Source organism: Mycetocola sp. TRD_SC_2 (assembly GCF_055361225.1).
Genome location: NZ_CM143954.1, coordinates 2,612,665 through 2,631,679 on the forward strand (window position 1 = coordinate 2,612,665; position 19,015 = coordinate 2,631,679).

Consider the following 19,015-nt stretch of genomic DNA (forward strand, 5'->3'; position numbering starts at 1 on the left):
TCATGCGCATCGGCGTCATCACTTTTCCGGGCTCGCTCGACGAGCGTGACGCCCAGCGGGCGATCCGCATCGCCGGCGCCGAACCCGTCGCCCTCTGGCACGGCGAGCACGACCTGCACGGAGTCGACGCCCTCGTCCTCCCCGGTGGCTTCAGCTACGGCGACTACCTGCGTGCCGGTGCGATCGCATCCGTCTCCCCGATCATGGCCGAAGTCATCGACGCGGCCAACAGGGGAATGCCGGTGCTCGGCATCTGCAACGGCTTCCAGATGCTCACGGAGGCGCACCTCCTGCCCGGTGGACTCATCCGCAACGAGAGCGGCCACTTCGTGCGCCGCGACCAGAAGCTGCGGGTCGAGAACGCCGACACCGCGTGGACGACGAACTTCGCCGCGAACGACGAGATCGTCATCCCGCTGAAGAACGGCGAGGGCGGCTTCATCGCCTCCGAAGACGAACTCGACCGGCTCGAGGGCGAGGGCCTCGTCGCCTTCCGCTACCTCGAGAAAAACCCCAACGGATCGCTCCGCGACATCGCCGGTATCACCAACGCCCGCGGAAACGTCGTGGGGCTCATGCCGCACCCGGAGCACGCTGTCGAACCCGGTTTCGGACCGGACACAACGGATGCCATGCGTTCAGGCGTCGACGGACTCACCCTGTTCACGAGCGCAATCGCTGCGCTGCAGACGGTTTAGACGCTTTCTCGTTCCGAGATACCGAAAAGGGCCCCTGCCCGCGACATTCGCGCGGGCAGGGGCCCTTTTGGTGTCGCGGTACGCGACCTAGGTCACATCCCGCTTCCACGACACGAAGTAGCCGATCACGGTGAGCACCAGGGCGAGGGCACCGAGCAGAAGCCCACCCTGCCACCACTCCAGCGGGTCCGGGCCTCCGACGGCCATGCCGGCGTTGAAGAGGCTGGGCGCGCCGACCAGCGCGTCGCTCGCAGCACCAGGCAGGAAGCGGCCGAGGGACGCAGCCCAGTCAGCGAACATGACGACCGCCCGTAGGGTTGGCTCGACGAACTGCGTGAACGCGAGGATCACAACGATCGCAGCGACCTGGTTCGGGATGAGTGCCCCGAGACCGACTCCGATGATCGCCCACAGGGCGAGGGCGAGCACTCCCCTGCCGATCATGGCCCAGGTATCACTGTCGCCGAGCTGCGTGTCGAGGTCGAAGAGCGCGAGCGCTCCCGCTCCGAGCCCCACTGAGGCGATGACACCAATCAGCCCGTACAACAGACCGAACAAAAACAGCGCCAGCGACTTCGCCCCCAGCACCATGCCGCGCTTCGGTGTAGCGAGGAAGGTCGGGGTCAGAAGCTGGTGTCGGTATTCGGTCGTGACGGCCAGGGCGCCGAGCAGGACAGGGAAGACGTAGCCGAAGGTACTGACCGATCCGTAGAGCATCGGAGCGAGGAACTCCGTCGGAGGCGCCTCATCCCCCATGCCGGATCCTTCCGACGTGGTGAAGAACCCGAACAGTGCCCCAAGCCCTCCGGATACAGCACCGATGTACAGGAACAGGATAATGGCGAGAATCCACCAGGTCCTCGTGGTGAGAAGCTTGGAAACTTCGGCACGGAAGGCCGCGAAGAACATGCTCACAGCGATCCCCCCTCTCCGACCAGCGCGAGGAATGAGTCCTCGAGTCCCGACTTCTGTCGGTGCAGCGAACTCACCTCCACTCCGGCTGTAAAGGCGATATGGCCGACCTGACCCGGTTCGAGACCGGAGACGAGGATTCCGGCACGCGCGACCTCGAAGGTAACGGATGCCGCGGCGAGCGCCGCCATCAGCGCCTCCCGACTCGGGGAGTCGACGATCACCCGGGTCGCAGCTCCTTCGATCTCAAGGCTCGAGAGCGTGCCGCGGTGCACGAGTTCACCTCGGGCAATGATGACGACCTCATCGACGCTCTGCTGCACTTCGCTGAGGAGGTGCGACGAGATGAGCACGGTGCGTCCTTCGCTGGCGAGCTGCCGCAGGAATCCACGGATCCACTTGATGCCCTCGGGGTCGAGGCCGTTGATTGGCTCGTCGAGCACGAGCACACCGGGGTCGCCGAGGAGGGCGAAGGCAAGACCGAGCCTCTGGCGCATCCCGAGCGAGTAACCGCCGACGCGACGCTTGTCGTGTTCGCTGAGCCCGACGGTGTCGAGCACGAGCGGCACCCGCTTCGGGTCGATTCGCGCGGCCTTCGCGTAGACGGCGAGGTGATCGTGAGCGGTCCGGCCGGGGTGGAAGCTCGCGGCTTCGAGGGCGGAACCGACGGATCCGAGCGGAGACGGCAAGTCCTTGTAGCGGACGCCACCGATCGTTGCTGAGCCGGACGACGGCGCGACGAGACCGAGCAGCATCCGGAGGGTTGTTGTCTTCCCGGCGCCGTTCGGCCCGAGGAAGCCGGTGACCCGGCCGGGTTCAACCGTGAAGCTGAGGTCGTTGACCGCGGCCACCGGACCGAACCGTTTCGTGATTCCGGCGAATTCTATGGGGACTCCCGTTGGCATTCTGCTCCTGAAGTAGATGGGCGGGGGTGCGCTTCTACCTTGGCAGGGTTCTTCGCTCCCGAACATCCCCCGCGCGGTGGAGATGACGGCGAATGCCGCTGGCTCAGTCTTTCGGACGACGCGACGCCCGCCCCGCCCTGAGAGAATGGGGCCATCCCGATTGCCGCGCCCTGTGGCATCCGCTGTGCCCCACCCATTGGAGTTTCTCCCGTGTCTCCCCGCCGCATCTTCCGCACGCTCGCGATCGCTGAGGCGGTGACGTGGACGCTCCTGATCATCGGGCTGATGATGAAGTACGTCTGGAAGCTCGGCGAACTGGGCGACCTGGGTGTGCGCATCGGCGGAACGATTCACGGGTTCGTCTTCCTCGCCTATGGCATGACCGTCGTTCTCGTCGGCCTCAACCAGCGCTGGAAGATCTCGACGATCGCACTCGGCGTCGTCACCGCGATCGTGCCGTACGCGACGATCCCGTTCGATCTGTGGGCAGACCGCACCGGAAGGCTCGACGGGTCCTGGCGCCGGGTCGAAACCGATGACCCGCGCGACAAGATGTGGGTCGACCGCCTGCTGCGCTGGTTCCTGACCCACCCGGTGCTGCTCGCCGTGATCTTTACCGTCGCGCTCGTCGCCATCTTTGCGACGCTTCTCGTGATCGGCCCTCCCGGCGGCGACCACTGAGAAAGGGGGTTGCCAGACGGCATCCGTTCGCACGGATAGAATCGAGGCATCCGGCATCCCTCGATCTAGGAGCCCTTTCCCCGTGAGCATCCCCGCAACTTCGGTCGCCGACACCGTCTCCAACGCCATCGCCACTCCTGAAAAGGAGCAGCCGTACGCGGCACTCGGGCTCAAGCCCGACGAGTACGAGAAGATCAAGGAGATCCTCGGCCGCCGCCCCACGTCGGGCGAGCTCGCGATGTACTCCGTGATGTGGAGCGAGCACTGCTCCTACAAGTCGAGCAAGATCTACCTCAAGCAGTTCGGCCAGAAGGTCACCCCCGCCATGAAGAAGAACCTCATGGTCGGTATGGGCGAGAATGCCGGCGTCGTCGACATCGGCGAGGGCTGGGCCGTCACCTTCAAGGTTGAGAGCCACAACCACCCGAGCTACATCGAGCCGTTCCAGGGTGCTGCGACCGGAGTCGGCGGAATCGTCCGCGACATCATCTCGATGGGCGCACGCCCGGTCGCCGTCATGGACCAGCTCCGTTTCGGCGCGATCGACGACCCGGACACCGCACGAGTCGTGCACGGTGTCACGAGCGGCATCTCGTTCTACGGCAACTGCCTCGGGCTCCCGAACATCGGTGGCGAGACCTACTTCGACAAGGTCTACCAGGGCAACCCGCTCGTCAACGCCCTCTCGGTGGGCGTGCTCCGCCACGAGGACCTGCACCTCGCCAACGCGTCGGGCATCGGCAACAAGATCGTGCTGTTCGGTGCGCGCACCGGTGGCGACGGCATCGGCGGGGCGTCGATCCTCGCCTCGGACTCATTCGACGCCGCCGGCCCCACCAAGCGCCCCGCCGTGCAGGTCGGCGACCCGTTCGCCGAGAAGGTCCTCATCGAGTGCTGCCTCGAGCTGTACAAGGAGAAGCTCGTCGAGGGCATCCAGGACCTCGGTGCCGCCGGCATCTCCTGTGCCACGAGTGAGCTCGCCGCGAACGGCGACGGTGGCATGTTCATCGAGCTGTCGCACACCCTCCTCCGCGACCCGTCGCTCACACCTGAGGAAATCCTCATGTCGGAGTCGCAGGAACGCATGATGGCCGTCGTCGAACCCGACAAGCTCGAGGGCTTCCTCGCAATCACCGCCAAGTGGGATGTCGAAACGTCCGTCCTCGGTGAAGTCACCGACACGGGTCGCCTGATCATCAACTGGCACGGCGAGGAGATCGTGAACGTCGACCCATCGACGGTCGCGGTCGATGGCCCCGTCTACGAACGCCCGGTCGCGTACCCGACCTGGCTCGACGCACTGCAGGCCGACACGGCATCCGCTCTCGAACGGCCGACGGATGCCCAGGCGCTCCGTTCGCAGTTCCTCTCGCTGCTCGGCTCTGCGAACCTCGCCGACAAGAGCTGGATCACCGACCAGTACGACTACTACGTCATGGGCAACACCGCGCTCGCTTTCCCCGATGACGCCGGCATGATCCGTGTCGACGAAGAGTCCGGACTCGGCTTCTCCATCGCGACCGACGCGAACGGCCGCTACTGCCAGCTCGACCCGTCGCAGGGCGCGAAGCTCGCTCTCGCCGAGGCGTACCGGAACGTCGCCTGCACCGGCGCAGTCCCCGCCGCCGTCACCGACTGCCTCAACTTCGGTTCTCCCGAGAACCCCGAGGTGATGTGGCAGTTCTCGCAGGCCGTCGAGGGCCTTTCCGACGCGTGCCTCGAACTCGAGGTGCCGGTCACCGGTGGAAACGTCTCGTTCTACAACCAGACCGGCGACACCCCGATCTTCCCGACGCCCGTCGTCGGTGTACTCGGCGTGATCGACGACGTCGCCCGCCGGGTTCCCAGCGGGTGGCAGGACGACGGAGACAACATCTACCTGCTCGGCGTCACGAGCGAAGAGCTCTCCGGTTCGGCGTGGGCAGGCACGATCCACGATCACCTCGGCGGACTCCCGCCCGCTGTCGACTTCGACCGCGAGAAGGACCTGGCCGCACTTCTGCACGCCGGCTCGCAGTCCTCGATCATCGCCTCTGCCCACGACCTCTCCGACGGCGGCCTCGCGCAGGCTCTCGCCGAGAGCGTTCTGCGTTTCGGCGTCGGCGCACGGGTGTGGCTCGGTGACATCCTCGAGCGTGACGGCGTCGATGTGGCCACCGCGCTGTTCTCTGAGTCGACCGGCCGCGTGCTCGTGTCCGTTCCGCGTGAGGACGACGTCAAGTTCCGTGGTTTGTGCGAGGGTCGCAACTACCCCGTCCTCCGCATGGGAGTGACCGACAAGGCGTCGAACTCACTCGAGATCCAGGACCTCTTCACCGCGACGATCGACGAGCTCCGCGCGACGCACACGGCGACCCTCCCGGCCGCGTTCGGGTAGTCCCCGCCCACGCAGCCCCGCCGAGATGGCAGTTGCGCACTCAAAACCGAGCCTTTCGCTCCGTTTGGGTGCGTAACTGCCATTTCGCGTCCTGTGCTGTGGAGAGGGAACACGAGAAGAGCCCGCGGTACGGCACACTCTCGGGATGCCACGACGTGTCCCTCTCCCCCATCACCTCGCTTCCGGTCCGTTCACGAGCCGGGATGCTGCGGCTGCAGGAGTGAGCAGGGGCCGTTTGCGCGGGGCGGATGTGACGCGCATCGTGCGCGGCGTCTATGGTGCTGCGGACCGCGACATCGGCGTCATTGCGTCGACCGCCCGGCGTCTGCGTCCCGGCCAGTTCTTCTCGCACGTCACCGCCGCGAGAATCCATGGGCTCTACCTACCACCCCGCGCGGACTCTGAGGAGACCGTCCACATCACGGCGGTCCGGCCTGCCATCGCACCGCGTGCACGGGGAATCGTCGGGCACCACGTTGACCCCGGTTCTGTTCGTGTGGTCTCGATCGACGGAGTCCCCGTGGCATCCGCTGTCGACACGTGGTGCGCACTCGCATCGGTCCTGTCGGTCGACGAGCTCGTCGAGATGGGCGACGGCCTCGTTCGGCGGGTACGGCCGCTCGCGACGACGGATCAACTGGCGGATGCCGTCGCGCGCTCGGCGGGACGACGCGGCTCCCGCGCTCTCCAGGCGGCCCATGCACGCATCCGTCCGGGAACCGATTCTCGACAGGAGACGCGTCTCCGCCTGTGCATCGTGAACGCGGGGCTGCCCGAACCGTTGGTTAACGTCGAGATTCGGGACGGCTTCGGCCGCTTTATCGCTCTGGGCGACCTCGTCTATCCCAGGGAAAAGATCCTCATCGAATACGACGGCGCCCATCACTTCGCCACCGAACAACAGGGGCACCACGACGTGGACCGACTCGAACTCGTCATGGCCGAGGGATGGCGCGTGATCCGCGTCCATCGCGAGCACATGCGCAATGGTGCACACGGTCGCATCCGTACCATCCGCGCCGCGCTCCTCGCAGCTGGTTGGCACCCGAGATAGCAATTGCACACCCAAACGCCGGCGAATTGAGCAGTTTCAGTACGCAAGTGCGATCTCGCGAACGCGAAGGCACTGGGCCGCCCCGATACGATGAAGTTTTCACAGTGAAGGGCCCGCATGACGATCACCGCAGCCGCAGACGGCTCCGCCCTCGGCAACCCTGGCCCGGCGGGCTGGGCCTGGTACGTCGACGACCTGCACTGGGCGGCGGGCGGCTGGAAGCACGCCACCAACAACCAGGGTGAGCTCAAAGCGGTGCTCGAGCTCTTCCGCGCGACCGCTCACCTCGACGACGACCTGCTCGTGCTGTGCGACAGCCAGTACGTGATCAACACCGTCACGAAGTGGATGCACGGCTGGAAGGCCAAGGGCTGGCGCAAGGGCGACGGCAAACCGGTGATGAACCTCGAACTCGTCAAAGAGCTCGACGAAGCGATGGCCGGCCGCCGCTACACGTTCGAATGGGTTCGCGGCCATGCCGGGCACCCGATGAACGAAGCCGCCGATGCCCGCGCACGCGCTGTCTCCGAAGCGTTCCAGGCAGGCCGCCCGATCCCGCACGGCCCCGGCTGGCCCCGCGACGATGACGAGACGGATGCCGCGCCGCCCGCCACGCGCGCAGCCGAACCTGCCGTGCAGGAGACCGTTCCAGCCGACGACGACATCGACGCCGAGGCACCCGCACTGTTCTCGCTCGATGACCCCGACCTTCACGAGGTCACCCTGTGGCTCACCGACGACGAGCACGTGCGGTTGCACGAGCGAGCGCGCCAGGCCGGGATCAGCGCCGAGGAGCTCCTGCGCACCCTGATTTGACGGGCAGCCTGATCTGACGCGTCAGCTGATCGGTTCGGTCAGCGCGTGAACGAGCGCGGGCAGAGCCGCGCGCGCCAGCGGTGGTGCCGAGACGGAGTCGCCGTCCTCGCCCTCAAGGATCGCGGCCTGCATGGCGGATTCGTAGAGGTTGACGATGATGCCGATGGCCTCCATCGGCTCGATAGTGAATCGCAGGCCGACGGAGCCGACAGCGGCATTGATCTGTTCGGTCAGCTGCTCAAGGAAGTTCCGCTGGTACGCGACGTAACTCGCCGCGACCTGGGCGTTCCTCATAGCGAGAAGCTTGAACTCAGACTGCACGATGCACCAGCGACGGTCGTCGGACTGCAGCTCGAGGAACCGGGTGACGAGCTCACCGAGGCTCTCCTCGGTCAGCGCGGCCTCTCCGACTTCGGGCAGGATGACGTCGACACCCTCCTGCAGGCGCTCGAGCCGAATGCGGTTCTCCCGCTCCGCGAGCGCGAAGAACAGTTCTTCCTTCGTGGCGAAGTTCGAGTAGAACGCACCCCGGGTGAACCCGGCACGCTCACTGATCATCTCGACGGATGCCGCGTGCACCCCCGTTTCTGCGAACACCTCGTATGCAGCGTCGATCAGCCGATCCCGCGTCTTCCGGCGCCGGGCGCTCTCAACCTGCGCGGTCTCATCGGTCTCAATCTCCGGGGGCATCCTGACACCTTACTGGGAACATTTTGCGATACATCAGTGTATCGGATACATTCGTGAAGCGGATACAACGGTGTATTTCCCGAACGCAAAACGCCTCGCCATCCCTCACTTCAGGAGCCCCTGTGTCCTCTCTGCTGTATTCGCTCGGACGATGGGCGTTCCGCGCTCGAGGAATCGTCGTGGGTGCCTGGATCCTCATCCTCGCCCTCATCGGTGGCGGCGCCCTCCTCTTCAACCAGGGCCTCGACAACGCGATCTCCATCCCCGGCACCGAGTCCCAGGCAGCGCTTGACTCGCTCTCGACGACGTTCCCGCAGGTCAGTGGTGCGAGCGCACAGGTCATCGTCGTCGCGGCGGACGGCGAGAGCGTGAGCGACCTCGAGTCGCAGATCGAGGCATCCGTCGACGCCCTCTCCGACGTCGACCAGGTCGCCGGCGCCATCTCACCCTTCGACGAGAACGTGTCCGGCGCCATCAACGAGGACGAAACAGCGGGGCTCATCAGCATCCAGCTCGACGGTGAAACCGCCGACATCACCGCTGGCACCAAGGACGCACTGCGCGCCGAGATCGACGAACTCAAGGACGCCCTGCCCGAAGGAGCGGTCGCCGAGCTCGGCGGTCAGCTGTTCAGCAACAACCTGCCCGTGTTGAGCATCGTCGAGCTCGTCGGCGTCGCTGTCGCGCTCGTCGTGCTCATTCTCACCTTCGGTTCGTTCCTCGCAGCCGGGATGCCGCTTCTCACCGCCCTGCTCGGCGTCGGCATCTCCATGGCCCTGATCTTCCTCGCCACGGCGTTCAGCTCGATCAACTCGACGACTCCCATGCTCGCCCTCATGCTGGGTCTCGCCGTCGGGATCGACTACGCCCTCTTCATCATCGCGAGACACCAGGAACAGCTCCGGGGGGACATGTCGGCCGAGGAATCGGCGGCACGCTCGACGGCCACGGCCGGATCCGCAGTTATCTTCGCCGGCCTGACCGTCATCATCGCGCTACTCGGCCTGGGTGTCGCCGGCATCCCCTTCCTCACGACCATGGGCGTCGCCGCCGCGGCGGGAGTCGCGGTTGCCGTACTCGTTTCGGTCACACTCATCCCCGCGCTGCTCGGATTCGCGGGCGAGCGCTTGCGGCCCAAGCCGAAGAAGCCGTCGCGCCAGAAGCGCAAAGCCCACGCTGCAGCCGCTGCTTCGGGCGAGCAGCCCGTCGCCGTTCCGAAGGCCGAGCATCGCCCCAACCGGTTCTTCACCGGCTGGGTTCGAGGCGTCACCCGGTTCCCGATCGTCACGATCCTCGCCGTCGTCGCTGTGCTTGGCATGGCGGCTCTCCCCGCTCTCGGCCTGCGACTCGCCCTCCCGGATGCCGGTGGGTTGCCCGCGGACGATCCGGCTCGCGTCACCTATGACCTCGTCTCAGACAATTTCGGTGAGGGGTTCAACGGACCGCTCATCGTCACCGGTTCCATCGTCACTTCAACGGACCCGCTTGGCCTCATGGACGATCTCAAGAACGAGATCGAAGACCTCGACGGGGTCGTCGCCGTTCCCCTCGCGACACCGAACGAGACCGCAGACACCGGAATCATCCAGGTGATCACCGACGGCGCCCCGGACTCCGAGGAGACCAAGGCCGTCGTCGCCGAGATCCGTGAGATGCACGACTACTTCCTCGACGAATACGACGTCGACCTCTCGGTCACCGGGTTCACCGCCGTCGGCATCGACGTCTCAGACAAACTCGGAAACGCTCTGCTGCCATTCGGTCTCATCGTTGTCGGACTCTCGCTGATCCTGCTGACAATGGTGTTCCGGTCGATCTGGGTGCCGATTAAGGCAACCCTCGGCTACCTGCTCAGTGTCGCCGCGTCCTTCGGCGTCGTCGCGCTCGTGTTCGAGTACGGCTGGTTCGCCGACGCGCTGCACGTCTCGCAGGGCCCTGTGATCAGCTTCATGCCGATCATCCTCATGGGTGTACTGTTCGGCCTCGCGATGGATTACGAGGTCTTCCTCGTCGCCCGCATGCGTGAGGACTATGTCCACTCCGGCAAGGCGCGCGAATCTGTCGAGACCGGGTTCGTCGGCTCCGCCAAGGTCGTCACCGCCGCAGCCGTCATCATGTTCGCCGTCTTCGCCGCGTTTGTGCCCGAGGGTGACGTCAACATCAAACCGATCGCACTCGGCCTCGCCGTCGGTGTCTTCGTCGACGCGTTCATCGTCCGGATGACCCTCGTGCCTGCTGTGCTGGCACTCCTCGGCGACAAGGCCTGGTGGATCCCCCGGTGGCTCGACCGCAGCCTCCCGTCGTTCGACGTCGAGGGTGAGGGCCTGCACCGCGAGATCGAATTGCGGGAGTGGCCGACGGCATCCTCGACCGACATTCTCAACGCCGAGGGGCTTACCCTCGCCGGCGCACGCGACCCGCTGTTTGCTGACGTCGACGCTTCACTGCCCGATGGCGGCACTCTCATCGTCTCCGGAGACCGGGAGGCGAGCGTCACCGCTCTGCTCCTGACGCTCTCCGGACGGATGAAGGCCGACGACGGAAAGCTCAAGGTCGCCGGCTACGTCCTCCCGGTGCGTGCGACATCCGTTCGCGCACGGGTCGCGTTCGTCTCGCTGAGCGAAGCACTCGACCCTGTTCTCGCCGTCACCGACGCCATCCGTGAGTCGCCGCGGGTTCTCACTCTCGACGGAATCGACACCGTGACCGACGCCGTCACTCGGCGCAATCTCCGCGACGCCATCTCCGACGCGCAATCCGAGGCATCCGCGAATGAACGACCGCTTGCCGTCGTCGTGGGTACCGCATTCCCCGACGCACTCGCCGACGTTGTTCCCGGAGCAGCCGGTGCCGTCCACGTCGCCCTCACTTTCTCAGACCTGTCGCACGAAGCAGAGGTACCCGCATGAGCACGCCACTCGCACGATTCGAATCCGCCCGCGCCTCAGGCCGGGTGACCTGGCTGTCGATCCTCGGCATCATCCTCGTTCCACTCGTCGTCGCCGGCGTGCTGGTGTGGGCGTTCTGGAACCCCCAGGACCGGCTCGAGCAGGTGAACGGAGCGATCGTCAACAACGACTCCCCGGTCGAGCTCGACGGCCAGACGGTCCCGCTTGGGCGACAGCTCGCCTCGGGCCTCGTTGGAGGAGACGAATCGAGCGACACCAACTACTCCTGGGTGATCACTGACGAAGAAGACGCGGCGGATGGCCTCAGCACCGGGGAGTTCGCCGCCGTCGTCACCATTCCCGAGAACTTCTCTGCCGCAGCCACCTCGTTCTCCGGTGAGCCTTCGGCTGCCGAGAAGGCGACCATCGACGTCACAACGAGTGACAAGAGCCGCCTCGTCGACGACGCGGTCAGTCAGGTCATCACGACGACGGCCGCCGGGCTCGTCGGCAGCGAACTGACCACCACCTACCTCGAAAACATCTACGTCGGATTCAACAGCCTCGGCGACCAGCTCGGTACGGCAGCGGATGGTGCAGCCGAACTCGGTGAAGGCGCCAACACCCTCGCAGACGGAGCGGTCACGCTCGCCGATGGAACGACGCAACTCGCCGGTGGAACCGCCGAACTCTCCACGGGCGCCTCGAGCCTCGCAACCGGAATCACCTCTTACGCAGGCGGTGTCTCGCAGCTCTCCGGTGGACTCGGCGATCTCAACAGGCAGACCAGCGCGCTTCCGACGCAGGTGCAGGGGCTCGCGACCGGTGCTGCCGGTATCGCCGATGGCATCGACCAGCTTCAGCTCGCCCTGGCCGGCCAGGCCACGTCGCTTCAGACCCAAGCAGAGACCCTCATCGGGCTCGCGACGGCAGCGTGCACCCCGCCGATCACCGACCCTGACCAGTGCCAGGCGCTGAGCGAGGCAGCCGAGGACGCAGCGATCTCTGCCGGCACCATCGCAGCCATCGCCGCTCCCGGCGAGCTGGCGACCGGAGCAGACACCGTGGCATCCGGTGCGCAGTCTCTCGCCGACGGCATTCCCGCCCTCACCGGTGGTATCTCACAACTCGCAACGGCCGCGTCAACCCTCTCCACCGCCGGTACCGACCTGAGCTCGGGTGCGACCCAGCTGTCGAGCGGGGTGACCGAACTGAGCACGGGCGCCGCGGGCCTGGCCGAGGGAGCTACCGGGTTGTCCGAGGGCGTGACCGGTGTCGCCGGAGGCGTCAACAGCCTCGCTGACGGACTTACGGAGGCCGTCGACGCCATTCCGAGCTACTCCGAGTCGGACCGCAAGAACCTCGCTGAGGTCGTTGCCGAACCCGTGGTCGCCGACGGCGGAGACGCCCTCTCGCTCGGCACCGCCGGGGTTCCGTTCTATGCGGCTCTCGCGCTGTGGCTCGGCGCCTTCGGCAGCCTCATCGTCCTCCGCGCGAAGCCGGTCCGGTCGCTCGGATCCACCCGGCCATCGATCCTGCTCGCCCTCCGCACCTGGGCTCCCGCCGCCGGTGTCGGAGCGTTGCAGGGTGTGCTTGTCGCCGGCATCCTCCAACCGCTCCTCGAGCTCGAGGTCGGCGCATGGATCGGATTCGCCGCTCTCGCCGCCCTCACCGGTATCGCGTTCTCGGCCGCGAACCAGGCCCTCAACGCCGTCTTCGGTGGAGCAGGCAGGTTCCTGTCCATGATCGTGGCCCTCGTGCTCATCGCGACGAGCATCATCGCGACGGTGCCTGCAGCCCTCGATCAGGCGCTGACCTTCCTGCCGGTGCAACCCGCGGTGAACGCGTTCCACGCGGTGGTCACGTCGGGTGGCGGGCTGAGCGCCGCCATCGTCGGACTTGTCTTGTGGACCGCAGGTTCCCTCATCGCGACGACGATCGCCATTGCGAAGTCCCGCACGGTGACGGTGCGACAGCTGGTGCCACGGACCGCGTAGCAGCACACCGCCCCAGCAGTGAGCACCAGCGCGACCACCCGAGGGTGGTCGCGCTGGTTTTTTGGCGCGGGGCGGGCGTTATTGCACCCGCGCAACGTCATTCGACCCGCGCCAGGCGTAAGGACGGCGTCAGAGTCGCCGCACCTAGAGCAGCGTCGTGCCCGTCGCGACCTCGGCTTCGGCCCAGATCGCCCGGGCTGCCCGCTCATCGGTCGTGATCGGAGCGGGCCTCACGGTGCGAGGCTCGCCCTTGAGAAGAAAGCGCGGTCCGACAAAGGAGCCACCAGCGGCATCCGGGTCGGTGGTCGCCCGGAGCACCGGGTCGGCTCCCTGATTCTTGCCCTGCGTGAACGGGCTCTGCAGCGTGTCGACGAAGCGCTTGAGCCGGCTCGGCTCGTTGACGCCCGGCACCCGCGGAGTCCGCCCGGAGATCGAATACCCGGGGTGCGCGACGAGAGAACGGATGCCACTCCCTTGCGCCCTCAAGCGACGATCGAGCTCGAATCCAAACGACGACAGCATGATCTTCGACTGGGCATAGGCCTGCCAACTCGAATAGCGTCTCGTCAGCTGAAGATCATCGGTTCGCAGCGATACCAGCATGCTGGCGATGCTCCCGAGCGAGACGACGCGCGAGCCCGGCGTGCGCTCGAGAGCGGGCAGGGCGGCCGCCGTCAACGCAAAGTGCCCCAAAAAGTTCGTTGCGGCGATGAGCTCAAGTCCGTCGCCGGTTTCGGCACGACGCTTCGGCGGGTGCACGATGCCCGCATTGAGAACGAGCGCATCGAGGCGGGCGAGCCCGGCGAGGTGCTCGCCGGCTGACCGCACCGACGCAAGATCCGCTGTGTCGAGGAGCAGCACCGACAGGTCCGCATCGGGCACGTGAGCACGGATCGCGCGCACCGCGGCATCCGCTCGCCCCTCGTCCCTGCAGGCAAGGACGACGGATGCTCCGGCGCCCGCGAGCGCGTACGAGGTCCAGAATCCGATCCCCGCGTTCGCTCCCGTGACGACGACAGTGCGGCCGTTTTGGCGAGGAAGCCGAACCGGATCCCAGTTCATCGGTGTCCGCTGGCGATCTGCTCGTGGTGATGAATGACCTCGGCGACGACGAAGTTGAACCATTTCTCGGCGAAGGCGGGGTCGAGGTGTGACTCTTCGGCGAGGCCGCGCAGCCGGGCAATCTGGCGCTTCTCGCGATCGGGATCGGCCGGCGGCAGGCCGTGCTCTGCTTTGAGGGTTCCGACCTGCTGGGTCGCCTTGAACCGCTCAGCCAGCATGTGAATGAGGGCGGCATCGATGTTGTCGATACTCCGTCGGAGACTGGTGAGCTGTGCGGTTACTTCGTCGTCGGCCATGCTCTCAATCTACCGCTCGAACACCCAGCACTCCTTCGATCGCGAGGACCCCCCGCCCGGGGGGTTTACAGCGCAAGGCAAAGAGAGGACAAATGCTTCTCAGAGGGGGGTTTACAGCCGCGGCGTTCCGCTTCGGCTCTCAGAAAGGCCATCCCGTGAAAACATCCCGCGCCATTGTTGCCGTCACCACGATGGTGGTCGCGACCGTTCTGCTGACAGCGCCAGCCGCCTCCGCAGCGGACACCGTCGTGAGTGCGTCACCGGTCGCTGATACCTACACGGCGTCATCGTCACCGTCGACGAACTACGGCACGAGTGCATCGCTTGCCGCGTACTCCTCACCGGTGATCACATCGCTTCTGCGTTTCACCGTTCCGCCGACACCGTCGGGGCAGACCCTGACCGGCGCCATCCTGCGACTGAGCACAACAAACATCACCTCGGCCGGGTCGGCGAACGCGGCCAACGTTCGCGCCGCCGCAGACAACTGGTCCGAAGCGAGCACGGTCTACACCAACCGTCCCGCCGTGTCCGGCCCGGTACTCGGCACCCTGCCGGGCGGCACCGTCCCGAACACCCGCTACGCGGTGACCCTCACACCGTCGGCACTGACCGCCGGCTCGATCACCCTCGCCCTCGAGGGCACCGGCACCGACAGCCTCTGGCTCTGGTCCCGCCAGGCCCCCTCGAGCGCCACCCGCCCCGTGCTCGACCTCACCTACACCGACGACGCAGCTCCACCCCCAGACGTGTTCGCGCCCAGCTCGCCTGCCGCACTTGCGGCATCCGCCACCGGAAGTACCGTCGCACTGAGCTGGCAAGCGTCAACGGACAACATCGGCGTGACCGGTTACACCGTGCACCGCTCGTCCACGGCGAACTTCACCCCCACCGTGGGCACCGCCATCGCCACCGTATCGGGCACGAGTTCCTCGGACCCCGATCGGCCGGCGGGGACCTGGCACTACCGCGTGACGGCACGCGATGCCGCGGGCAACACGAGCACGCCGTCTGCCCCGGCAACCGCGACAGTTCCACCCCCGGCGCAACCCGCAACGGTGAGTGTCGCTGCGGTCGCCGATACCTACACGGCGTCATCGTCGCCGTCGACGAACTACGGCACGAGTGCGTCGCTTGCCGCGTACTCCTCACCGGTGATCACATCGCTTCTGCGCTTCACCGTTCCGCCGACACCGTCGGGGCAGACCCTGACCGGCGCCATCCTGCGACTGAGCACAACAAACATCACCTCGGCCGGGTCGGCAAACCCGGCCAACGTTCGCGCCGCCGCAGACAACTGGTCCGAAGCGAGCACGATCTACACCAACCGTCCCGCCGTGTCCGGCCCGGCACTCGGCACCCTGCCGGGCGGCACCGTCCCGAACACCCGCTACGCGGTGACCCTCACACCGTCGGCACTGACCGCCGGCTCGATCACCCTCGCCCTCGAGGGCACCGGCACCGACAGCCTCTGGCTCTGGTCCCGCCAGGCCCCCGCGAGCGCCACCCGCCCCGTGCTCGACCTCACCTACACCGACGACGCAGCTCCACCCCCACCGGCAAGCGCAACGGTCATGGCGGTGGGTGATATCGCCTGTCAGTCAGGAGTCCCGACCACATCGACGGCCTGCAGACACGGAGAAGTGGCATCGCTCATCCGGGCCGCAGGGCCCGACCGCTTCATCGGGCTCGGAGACCTGCAGTACCAGCAGGCCACCTACGCGCAATTTATGGCACCCGGCGCCTATAACGACACCTTCGGTCCGCTCAAGCCGATCACCCTGCCGGTCCTCGGCAATCACGAGTATCTCGACGCGACAAACGGGTACTTCGACTACTTCTACGGGGCAGGCGTGTCGACCGGCCCGCTCGGCACCCGGCCGAACGGTTACTACTCAACCCAGATCGGCGCGTGGACGTTCATCGGTCTGAACACCGAGTGCGGTACCGGTGGAGTGACAGGCGGGTGCGGCGTCGGCAGCCCGCAATACACGTGGCTGCAGAACCAGCTGGCGTCATCGAACTCGTGCACGGTCGTGGCGGCCCACCGGCCCCGGTGGTCAACCGGCGCGAGTCACGGCTCCTACCCACAGATGTCTGCGCTGTGGGATCTGATGGCCGCGAACGGCGTCGACGTCACGATCAGCGGCCACAACCACGTCAGCGAGATTTTCAAGCCGATCGGGGTCTCGGGGTCCGGATCGACCCCGGTTTTGGACCCGAACGGAATCCGCGCGTTCACAGCGGGAGGCGGAGGCGCGAACATTCAGGGCCTCACGCCGACGACCGATCCACTGATCCCAACACTGGAGGCCCGAAGCCGGGTGGCGTTCGGGCCTCTCAAGCTCGTGCTCGGCGACGGCGAGTATTCGTGGCAGTTCGTGCCGATTTCGGGGATGAGCTTCACCAATAGCGGCACGAACGGTTCATTCTTCGGAACGGACGACTGCCACTGATCAGATCCGTTCCGGCTCCGACAGAACCCGCGTCATCACCGGCGCGGTGGCCTTGATCGTTCCCCACACCATCAGGACGCCCGCGACGAGGCAACCGACGATCACCAGCAACGACACAGGCGCGAAGATGAGCGCGAGGGAGGTGAGCGGGAAGACGAGAACACCGCCGACGAGTGCCGACCCGAATGTCGTGAAGCGCAGCGGTCCGAGGATCGCACGTGACCGGGACTGCTCGATGACGCTTCGTGGCATCCCGAGCCGGTCGAGGCTCACGTACAGGTCGCGACGGTCAAGGATCCCTGCGGCCTGGTTCACACCCACCGAGCACGCAACCATGAGGAACGAGATCAAAACCGTCACGAGGATGCCGGTGCGGATGTCCGCCATGAGCATCCGGGTGGGGGCGTCATAGTCACCCTGGAACTGGTCCATGAAAGAGACGCCTGTGCCGGCAACCACCGCGATGAAGCTCGTCATCGCGACGCCGGAGACCTGCCTCCATGTCGCTTTCGGCGACTCAAGGATGGACCGCGCCGCGATGAGCTTCGACGCCGTCTTCGCACGGCGGAGCGCAAGTCGTGCAGCGATGCCGATCGCCCACGGCCCGATCAGGTTGAGGACGCCGACACCGATGCCGAGGCCTGTCCCCAGCACGACGATCGTGAGCATCCAGTCGCCACTCGAGCCGAGAGAACCGAGCATCACATACGCGACAAGAACGGCGACGACGCTGATGACGACGCGCGACCAGTGCATCCGGGGTGCCGACTGCCGGGTTCGAACACCGAGCGGGGAGATCGTCACCTGGCGCAGCCCGATGGCTGCGCTGATCGCGGCGAGGGCGGCCACAGCGAGAATGACGAGGAGGATTGCACCGGGGCCCACCCACAGCGCGCCCGCACCGATCGATTGCCCCTGGAATGGCAGGAGACCGACGACCGGTATCGCGACGAGATAGAGCACAACGCCGGCGACGGCACCACACACGGCAACCGCCGTGGACTCGAGTACCGTCATGCGGGTGACGACGCCCGGTGTCGCACCAAGCAGGCGCAGCGTGGCAAGGCGGTCGTCACGCCGGCGAGCGGAGAGACGTGCGGCCGCACCACCGAGTGCGACGAGCGGGACAACAAGGAGCACGAGCGCGATCACGCTCAGCATTTGGTACAGGCCAGCATCTGCGATGGTCCAGCGCCAGAACATCATGACCCCGCCGAGCACGATGAGCAGCAACGCGGTCGTCACGGCGAAAGCGATCGCAGGCAACGCAAGAACCGCAGCGCTCTGCGACGTCGGTCGTGACAGCAACCAGGTCAGGCGGCCGATGGGAGCTCGCCCGGAAGAGCGAGAGGCGGATGCCGCTGGTGGCGGCGCAAGGGTCGTGGCGGTCATGCGGACACCGCGTTCGATCCGAAGCCGGCACCGGCTGGGGTGGTGGGCACCACTCGGCCATCACGCAGCCGCACGACGCGAGAGCACCGCGCGGCGACGGTCTCATCGTGGGTGACGACGACGAGGGCGTGCCCCTGCCCGACCGTGGATCTGAGAAGTGCACTCATGACATCTTCGCCGGTTGTCGAGTCGAGGGCACCGGTCGGCTCATCGGCGAAGATCACCGTTGCGCCGGTGACCTGTGCGCGAGCGATCGCGACGCGTTGCGCCTGGCCGCCAGAGAGCTCGCCGATGCGGCGAGCTTCCATTCCGCCGAGCCCGAGCGCTGCCAGCCAGTGCTGCGCCCGGCCCTCCGCCTCCCGGCGGGGGTAGCCGGCGAGCATCAACGGGAGTGCCGCGTTCTCGAGGGCGGTGAGTTCCGGAATGAGAAGTCCCTGCTGGAACACAAAACCGAATGACTCACGGCGCAACCGCGAGCGTTCGCTTTCGTTCATCGCCGTGACGTCTACGAGGCCCGATGCGGAGTAGAAGCCGACGTGCCCGGAGTCCGGGGAGGTGATGCCGGCGAGGGTGTGCAGAAGGGTGGTCTTGCCTGAGCCGGAGGCGCCCATAATGGCGACCGATTCGCCCGCGGAAATGGAGATGTCCACTCCGGCGAGCGCTGTGCTCGGCCCATAGGTCTTCACGAGAGCGGAGCCGGCGAGGATCGGCGGGCGCTGCGCGGAGGATGCGGGCGGCATGGCGTTCGTGGGCTGAGGATAAAAGTTCATGTTCCCACCCTCCCCGGCCCG

15 protein-coding genes are annotated in these 19,015 nt (G+C 66.5%); 8 read left to right on the plus strand and 7 right to left on the minus strand.

All coding sequences use genetic code 11. From position 1 onward, the window contains the following. Positions 1 to 2: 2 nt before the first annotated feature. Entirely contained in the window at positions 3 to 698 is a 696-nt protein-coding gene (gene purQ, locus ACWA1Q_RS12505; RefSeq protein WP_463757764.1) for a phosphoribosylformylglycinamidine synthase subunit PurQ, read from the plus strand. 87 nt (positions 699 to 785) lie between these two features. Here purQ and ACWA1Q_RS12510 read toward each other — a convergent pair whose 3' ends face one another. Further along, positions 786 to 1,607: an ABC transporter permease gene (locus ACWA1Q_RS12510; protein ID WP_463760863.1), complete on the minus strand. Its 822-nt coding sequence runs from the start codon at positions 1,605 to 1,607 to the stop codon at positions 786 to 788. A 2-nt stretch (positions 1,608 to 1,609) separates the two neighbouring features. Continuing rightward, positions 1,610 to 2,515, minus strand: a complete 906-nt coding sequence (locus tag ACWA1Q_RS12515; RefSeq protein WP_463757766.1) for an ATP-binding cassette domain-containing protein — start codon at positions 2,513 to 2,515, stop codon at positions 1,610 to 1,612. 210 nt (positions 2,516 to 2,725) lie between these two features. On the opposite strand from ACWA1Q_RS12515, the gene ACWA1Q_RS12520 reads away from it, so the two are divergent. From ACWA1Q_RS12520 to ACWA1Q_RS12535, 4 genes are all read left to right on the plus strand, one after another. Beyond that, positions 2,726 to 3,196 carry a DUF3817 domain-containing protein gene (locus tag ACWA1Q_RS12520; RefSeq protein ID WP_463757768.1) on the plus strand — a complete coding sequence of 157 codons (471 nt, stop codon included), beginning with the start codon at positions 2,726 to 2,728 and terminating at the stop codon, positions 3,194 to 3,196. A gap of 82 nt (positions 3,197 to 3,278) precedes the next feature. Continuing rightward, complete coding sequence (purL, locus tag ACWA1Q_RS12525; protein WP_463757770.1) at positions 3,279 to 5,573, plus strand: phosphoribosylformylglycinamidine synthase subunit PurL; 2,295 nt, start codon at positions 3,279 to 3,281, stop codon at positions 5,571 to 5,573. A 145-nt stretch (positions 5,574 to 5,718) separates the two neighbouring features. Next, positions 5,719 to 6,627: a DUF559 domain-containing protein gene (locus tag ACWA1Q_RS12530; protein ID WP_463757771.1), complete on the plus strand. Its 909-nt coding sequence runs from the start codon at positions 5,719 to 5,721 to the stop codon at positions 6,625 to 6,627. A 117-nt stretch (positions 6,628 to 6,744) separates the two neighbouring features. Further along, positions 6,745 to 7,443 (plus strand): RNase H family protein, encoded by a 699-nt coding sequence (locus ACWA1Q_RS12535; protein WP_463757772.1) that lies wholly within the window; start codon positions 6,745 to 6,747, stop codon positions 7,441 to 7,443. 21 nt (positions 7,444 to 7,464) lie between these two features. Here ACWA1Q_RS12535 and ACWA1Q_RS12540 read toward each other — a convergent pair whose 3' ends face one another. Beyond that, entirely contained in the window at positions 7,465 to 8,133 is a 669-nt protein-coding gene (locus ACWA1Q_RS12540) for a TetR/AcrR family transcriptional regulator (RefSeq protein WP_463757774.1), read from the minus strand. A 122-nt stretch (positions 8,134 to 8,255) separates the two neighbouring features. Here ACWA1Q_RS12540 and ACWA1Q_RS12545 point away from each other — a divergent pair, with 122 nt between their 5' ends. After that, positions 8,256 to 11,042, plus strand: coding sequence for an MMPL family transporter (locus tag ACWA1Q_RS12545; RefSeq protein ID WP_463757775.1), 2,787 nt, complete (start codon positions 8,256 to 8,258; stop codon positions 11,040 to 11,042). Continuing rightward, a complete protein-coding gene (locus tag ACWA1Q_RS12550; protein WP_463757776.1) occupies positions 11,039 to 13,018 on the plus strand; it encodes a YhgE/Pip family protein in 1,980 nt (659 codons plus the stop codon). Before ACWA1Q_RS12545 ends, ACWA1Q_RS12550 begins: the two co-directional genes overlap by 4 nt. A gap of 144 nt (positions 13,019 to 13,162) precedes the next feature. Here ACWA1Q_RS12550 and ACWA1Q_RS12555 read toward each other — a convergent pair whose 3' ends face one another. Both ACWA1Q_RS12555 and ACWA1Q_RS12560 read right to left on the minus strand, forming a co-directional pair. Beyond that, positions 13,163 to 14,080: an SDR family NAD(P)-dependent oxidoreductase gene (locus ACWA1Q_RS12555; RefSeq protein WP_463757779.1), complete on the minus strand. Its 918-nt coding sequence runs from the start codon at positions 14,078 to 14,080 to the stop codon at positions 13,163 to 13,165. After that, complete coding sequence (locus ACWA1Q_RS12560) at positions 14,077 to 14,376, minus strand: chorismate mutase (RefSeq protein ID WP_463757780.1); 300 nt, start codon at positions 14,374 to 14,376, stop codon at positions 14,077 to 14,079. Before ACWA1Q_RS12560 ends, ACWA1Q_RS12555 begins: the two co-directional genes overlap by 4 nt. A gap of 155 nt (positions 14,377 to 14,531) precedes the next feature. On the opposite strand from ACWA1Q_RS12560, the gene ACWA1Q_RS12565 reads away from it, so the two are divergent. Beyond that, positions 14,532 to 16,832, plus strand: a complete 2,301-nt coding sequence (locus ACWA1Q_RS12565; protein WP_463757781.1) for a CBM96 family carbohydrate-binding protein — start codon at positions 14,532 to 14,534, stop codon at positions 16,830 to 16,832. On the opposite strand, the gene ACWA1Q_RS12570 is transcribed toward ACWA1Q_RS12565, so the two are convergent. Together ACWA1Q_RS12570 and ACWA1Q_RS12575 are read right to left on the minus strand one after the other, a co-directional pair. Further along, complete coding sequence (locus ACWA1Q_RS12570) at positions 16,833 to 18,224, minus strand: FtsX-like permease family protein (RefSeq protein ID WP_463757783.1); 1,392 nt, start codon at positions 18,222 to 18,224, stop codon at positions 16,833 to 16,835. After that, positions 18,221 to 18,994: an ABC transporter ATP-binding protein gene (locus ACWA1Q_RS12575; protein WP_463757784.1), complete on the minus strand. Its 774-nt coding sequence runs from the start codon at positions 18,992 to 18,994 to the stop codon at positions 18,221 to 18,223. The genes ACWA1Q_RS12570 and ACWA1Q_RS12575 overlap by 4 nt, the downstream gene beginning before the upstream one ends. Between the last annotated feature and the right edge of the window lie 21 nt (positions 18,995 to 19,015).